The 6,000-nt window shown below is 30.5% G+C and carries 6 protein-coding genes and 1 tRNA gene; 2 read left to right on the forward strand and 5 right to left on the reverse strand.

Annotated features, from left to right (window positions below; genetic code table 11):
* The first annotated feature begins 105 nt into the window (after positions 1-105).
* A complete protein-coding gene (locus ABMY20_RS15065; protein WP_047790281.1) occupies positions 106-564 on the forward strand; it encodes an Lrp/AsnC family transcriptional regulator in 459 nt (152 codons plus the stop codon).
* On the opposite strand, the gene ABMY20_RS15070 is transcribed toward ABMY20_RS15065, so the two are convergent.
* The 4 genes from ABMY20_RS15070 to ABMY20_RS15085 form a co-directional block, all read right to left on the reverse strand.
* Positions 559-1,659, reverse strand: a complete 1,101-nt coding sequence (locus ABMY20_RS15070; protein ID WP_349265685.1) for a DUF4407 domain-containing protein — start codon at positions 1,657-1,659, stop codon at positions 559-561. The genes ABMY20_RS15065 and ABMY20_RS15070 overlap by 6 nt on opposite strands.
* An 83-nt stretch (positions 1,660-1,742) precedes the next feature.
* Positions 1,743-3,296 carry a M56 family metallopeptidase gene (locus ABMY20_RS15075; RefSeq protein ID WP_349265686.1) on the reverse strand — a complete coding sequence of 518 codons (1,554 nt, stop codon included), beginning with the start codon at positions 3,294-3,296 and terminating at the stop codon, positions 1,743-1,745.
* The gene (locus ABMY20_RS15080; protein ID WP_047790279.1) at positions 3,296-3,664 is read right to left on the reverse strand and encodes a BlaI/MecI/CopY family transcriptional regulator; all 369 of its coding nucleotides are present in this window, start codon (positions 3,662-3,664) and stop codon (positions 3,296-3,298) included. The genes ABMY20_RS15075 and ABMY20_RS15080 overlap by 1 nt, the downstream gene beginning before the upstream one ends.
* Positions 3,665-3,799: 135 nt before the next feature.
* A complete protein-coding gene (locus tag ABMY20_RS15085; RefSeq protein ID WP_349265687.1) occupies positions 3,800-5,188 on the reverse strand; it encodes a dipeptidase in 1,389 nt (462 codons plus the stop codon).
* 101 nt (positions 5,189-5,289) lie between these two features.
* On the opposite strand from ABMY20_RS15085, the gene ABMY20_RS15090 reads away from it, so the two are divergent.
* A tRNA-Leu gene (locus ABMY20_RS15090) sits at positions 5,290-5,371 on the forward strand.
* 272 nt (positions 5,372-5,643) lie between these two features.
* Here ABMY20_RS15090 and ABMY20_RS15095 read toward each other — a convergent pair.
* Positions 5,644-6,000: hypothetical protein (locus ABMY20_RS15095; RefSeq protein WP_349265688.1), on the reverse strand; the 357-nt coding region annotated here is incomplete at its 5' end.

Here is a 6,000-nt window from a genome sequence, read left to right on the forward strand (position 1 = left end):
AATACAAAGCGGTTTTTGTAGAAAATTACACTAATTTTATGTTTGTATTTAGTTTTTTATTAGTTTGTGTTCAGATAAGTTGTAATAAAATAGATTTTTTTTCAGATGAAGTTAGATAATATAGATAAGAAGTTATTAGGGTTACTTCAAACAGATAGTAAACAAACAACAAAACAGTTATCATTGCAATTAGGTCTTTCTGTAACAGCTGTTTATGAGAGAATAAAGAAGTTGGAAAAAGAGAAGGTCATTAAACAGTATGTTGCATTGCTAAATAAAAACAAAATAGAAAAATCATTTTTAGTTTTTTGTCATATAAAGTTAGAGAAACATAACAAAGATTATATAGCTCTTTTTGAGCGTGAAATTAAAAAATTAGAAGAAGTAACAGAGTGTTTTCATGTAAGTGGAGATTATGATTATGTGTTAAAAATTTATGTGAAAGATATGGATGCTTATAGAGAGTTTATGATTAATAAAATTACAGCATTAAAACATGTTGGAAGTACTCACAGTATTTTTACAATAGGTGAGGTTAAAAACTCAATAGCAATAGCTTTATAAAATATTTTGTTGATTTTTATAAAAAGAATCGGCTTGTAGCTTCATCAAGTTACGAGCCATTTTTTGTTTATAATTGTAGAGTTCTTCTTCTGTTTTTAAATCAGAGTATATTTTGTTGTTGAGGTCTATATCAGTGTGTAAAATAGCTTCTCGTTGATGAACTTGTTGTTGAATCCAAGTTTTAACTTGAGATTCATGGTTTTCCAATTTATAATCGTATTCACTTTTTGAGCTAATAAGTTTGGCAAAAATAGGAGCAGTTTCTATTGCTAAAAATAGTAGGAAGATAAAGAAAGAAGGTAGCCAAGGTAGTTTGTTTAAAGCATTAACACGAGCCATTAATCCATCAAAATTAGAAATAATAGGTTGTGTTTGTGTTTCTTTTAATTTTTGACTTTCAATCAAATTAGCAATAGCAGCTTCTTTCTGTTTTATTTTTTCGGTATTCTCAGTTTTTAATTGATTAAGTTCTGCTAGGGCGGTATCGTGTTTATCTCTTTTTTCTTTGTAGACAGGTCCTTTGCCAATTAATTTGGTGCCTTTTCTTCCTTCGGCCTCAGCTATATAGGTTTCGTATAAGGTATTTACCTCGTTTTCTTTCGTAGTGATTTCATCTTTTAAAGAAGTAATCTCTGAATTGATTTTTGTTATTTCAGGAGTGAATTGTTGTGCAATTTGAGTTTTGTTATCCAAAGTCATCTGATTTTTCTCAGTCAACAACACTTGGTTAATTTCCTTTTCGAAAATTTTTAATTCTAATGGTTTAGAAATTACTACAGCAATTATCATGGCAAGTAATAATCTAGGAAGAACTTGAACGAATTCTTTTCGTTTAGACTCGCTTTTTTTAATGGTAGAAACGATAAATCTATCCAAATTAAAAATTAATAGTCCCCAAATAATTCCGAAGAAAATAGCAGTGTATATGCTATCAAAAACAGTGTATAAAGCATAGGCAGCAGCAATGGTTGCCATTAGTGCGGTAAAGAAAACAGTGGCTCCAATACCCGCATATTTATTTTGTTCTCCGTTAGCACATTTTTCAAGCAATACTAAATCTGCTCCTGAACAAAGAAGGAAAAATCGTTTTAACATAAAAATAAGCTTATGAGTTAATAACGAGTGTTTTAAGTAATTGTTACAAAAAAAGCCTCATTTAAGAGGCTTTTAACAAAGTTCTATTTCTTACTTGTGATATAAATTATTTTTACATTACTGTTCTGATTTACTTTTACTTCAATGTTAGATATTTTATTTGGTTTAATTTTATTTAATTGATGTTTAGTAATTAGTTTATTATCTAAATAATATTTGAAACCAAAGTTTGTAATTTCTGGTCCAGAGATGACTTTGTTATAGACTAGATTTATTGTTTCTTCTTTTGAATATTTTTTTTGATTAAGGTTAAAAGAAATTATTTTCTTTCCGTTTTTTTCACTGGTTGAAACTATAACGTCTTTATTTTTTTTGACGAAATCTAATACTTTTTTATAAGTAACAATTTTATTGTTTACTAAGAATATTGAATTAGGATATTTTAGTGCCAATTCTTCAGCGCTCATTGGAGTAGGTGGAGGAATACGTGAAACATCACCTTTTTTTACTCTAGTAGGAGGCGGTGGTATGTTTGATTCTTCTCTCACCCTTACTACTGAAGAATTTGGAGTTGGTGGAGTTCTCCTATAAACTCTTTTCTTAGAAGGAGGAGGTGGGGGAAGTTGTTGCTTTTCTTCTAAGGTAAGATCATCGTATTTTTTTTGTATTGTACTTCCATCTTCATAAGTGTACACCACTAATGTTTCTTTAGAGGATTCTCCTTTTAAATTTTTGGAACTATTTTTTACTTGTATAGATACAGGTGCTTTGTCAGTATCTTTTTTTTGCGCTTCAACTCTTTCAGCAAAGAGAAAAGTGAATCCTGCTATTACTGGTATTACTGCCAGTTTTTTAAGCAAAATTTTGGTACGAGAACTTTGTTTTGTCATCATTAATAATCTTTTTTTAGTTAATAAATAATTCAAATTACTGGCCAAGTAATATTCGTTGTTCCAAGCAGCTCTATTTAATAGTAAATATTGATACTCGGTAGTGTTTTTATGTGTAACAATTACTTCATTGTCTGCTAAAAACTCATGATTTAACTTTATTGCTTTTTTAAGGAATATAAATGTTGGATTGATCCAAAAAACGATTTGTAAAAATTCAATAAATAATATGTCAAACGTGTGTTTTTGTAGAACATGTGTTAACTCGTGTGTATAGAGTTCAGTTTCAATCTTGTTTGAATTGTATTCCTCTTTGTTGATAAAAATGTAGTTCCAAAAGGTGTGTGGACTAATTAAATCGTCAACTAAAACAAGGGTAACTTTGTCTTTTTTTATTTTTTTATACTGTTTTATCTTTAAGAAGATATTAAATAGGTTTTTTGTAAAGCGGATTAATAAAATGATTGCTACAATTGTATATCCAAGAAATAAATATTGGGTATAGCTAATTTCCTTAACAGGATTTACATCCAAATTTGAATCTGTAATCAAGGAAGGCACAGCCTTTAAAGTATTCGGAATAGTTTCTATATAGATTTTATAAAAAGGAGCTATAAACGAAAACAATACGCTACCTAATAAATAAAACCGATTGAATTGGTGCATTTTTTCTCGTTCTAATATCAAATGATAAAAGAGAAGCAGCAATGCTAAACAAATTCCTGATTTGATAAAATACGTTATCATTATTGTTGCTTTTTAATTTGCTGATCGATAATTTTTTTCAAATCTTCCAATTCAGAAACCGATAAGTCTGTTTTTTCGGTAAAGAAAGAAGCGAATTGACTAGCGGAATTGTTAAAAAAGTTTTTAATCAATCCGTTTACATGCTTTGAAAAGTAGTCTGACTTTTTTACCAAAGGAAAATATTCTCTTGATTTTCCATCCAATGTGTAATCTACAAACCCTTTATCTTTCATTCTTTTTAATAGTGTAGCAACTGTAGTTGTGGCAGGTTTTGGTTCAGGAAACTCTGCTAAAATATCTTTCATAAAAGCTTTTTTTAGTTTCCATAAATATTGCATCACTTGTTCTTCAGTTTTCGATAATTGCATTTCGATAAAATTTGAATTGTATTCTACAAATGTAGAAATAAATTTTAATTCTACAAGTGTAGAGTTTGGGGTATTGCAAAAAAAATAGCCTTGAGGAAGTTTCAAGGCTATCTTATTGATGTTATTAAAGATGAATTATTTTGATAATTCCGTAAAATATTGATAAAAATACGGAATGGTTTCAATTCCTTTTAAGTAATTCCACACTCCAAAATGCTCGTTTGGTGAGTGAATGGCATCAGAATTTAATCCGAATCCCATTAAAATAGTCTTACTCTTTAATTCTTGCTCAAACAAAGCAACAATTGGAATGCTTCCTCCGCTTCGTTGCGGAATAGGAGTTACTCCAAAGGTTTCTTGGTATGCTTTACTTGCAGCTTGGTAGCCAATATTATCAATAGGAGTTACATATCCTTGACCTCCATGATGAGGTTTTACCTCTACTTTTACTGATTTTGGAGCAATACTTTCAAAATGTTTTTTGAACAATTCAGTAATTTCTTCCCATTTTTGTCCTGGTACTAAACGCATTGAAATTTTAGCATAGGCTTTTGAAGCAATAACAGTTTTTGCTCCTTCACCTGTATATCCTCCCCAAATTCCGTTTACGTCTAAAGTAGGGCGAATAGAGTTACGCTCGTTAGTAGTGTAACCAGCTTCTCCATGAACATCATCAATATCTAAAGCAGCCTTGTATTCTTCTAATGAGAAAGGTGCTTTCGCCATTTCATCACGCTCTTCACGAGACAATTCTTCTACTTTATCATAAAATCCTGGGATGGTAATATGATTATTTTCATCGTGTAATGAAGCAATCATTTGTGTTAAAATGTTGATAGGGTTTGCTACAGCACCTCCATATAAACCAGAATGTAAGTCTCTATTAGGTCCAGTGACTTCTACTTCTACATAACTTAATCCACGTAAACCAGTAGTAATTGAAGGAATGTCGTTGGCAATCATTCCTGTATCAGAAATTAAAATCACGTCGTTGGCAAGTTTCTCTTTGTTTCTAGGAACAAACCACGCTAAACTTTCTGAACCTACTTCTTCTTCACCCTCAATCATAAATTTCACGTTACAAGGTAGGTTGCCAGTATGAGTCATGTATTCTAATGCCTTTACATGCATATACATTTGCCCTTTATCGTCACAAGCACCGCGTGCAAAAATGGCTCCTTCAGGGTGAATGTCTGTTTTTTTAATCACAGGCTCAAAAGGAGGTGAGGTCCATAAATCGATAGGGTCTGCTGGTTGTACGTCGTAATGACCATAAACCAAGACTGTTGGTAGATTAGGATCTATTATTTTTTCTCCATAAACAATAGGATACCCAGGAGTTTCGCAAATTTCTACTTTATCACATCCCGCTTTTTCTAAACTTTCTTTAACCGTATCAGCAGTATTTAATACATCTTGATTAAAGGCTGGATCAGCACTTACTGATGGAATTTTTAATAAATCGATAAGCTCATTAATAAAACGATCTTTATGTTGAGCTATATAATCTTTTACGTTTTGCATGTGTTGTATATTAATTAACATCAAAAATAAGAAAAATAGTATACTTCTTCTTTGTAGTTTGCAAGTATTGTTTATATTTGCATCCACAATTTCAAAAGTACGCGGGCGTGGTGGAATTGGTAGACACGCTAGACTTAGGATCTAGTGCCGTGAGGTGTGAGAGTTCGAGTCTCTCCGCCCGTACTAATTTAAAATGCAATTAGCTTATTTTAAGTTAATTGCATTTTTTGTTTCTTAAGGTTTGCACACTATCTGCACATTTTTTCTGAATTATTACTTTACTGTAGGTTAATAATTAATTGTTTACAATGAATATTGTTTTTATATTATTCTAAGGTGTTAATCAAGTAGAATAGACCTAATAATTTACGGCATATCTAGAAGCTTTATTTAAGTTCTTTAGATGAAAGTTAGAAGACATTTTTTCAGCTATTAATAATAAAAGACCTCTAAATTTATCTTCTAGGTAATTGAGTATACTCGTCTAATATACTTTTTAATTCATCTAATTTTTGATGAAGATATTTTTTAATTTCAGTTATATGGTCTTCACAAGATAAAAACGCTTGTAAACTTTTAGTAGAGTATATAGATGAAGAACCAGTATGTAATTCTAAATTATCAGGTTCCCAATTGGTATAACTGTTTACTATTTGTTTAAAAACTTGTGTTATTTGTTCTCTTTTTTTTGTCCTTGATTCTATTTCAATAGCAATTCCGATTTCAGGATATTCTTTCTCATTATTGGAATTCATCCAATACCCCAATGAAACAGACATGTAGTCATTATGATATAACCAATAAGTGTAGTT

Source organism: Tenacibaculum sp. SSH1-16 (assembly GCF_040104435.1).
In the GTDB taxonomy this organism is placed as follows: Bacteria; Bacteroidota; Bacteroidia; order Flavobacteriales; family Flavobacteriaceae; genus Polaribacter; species Polaribacter mesophilus.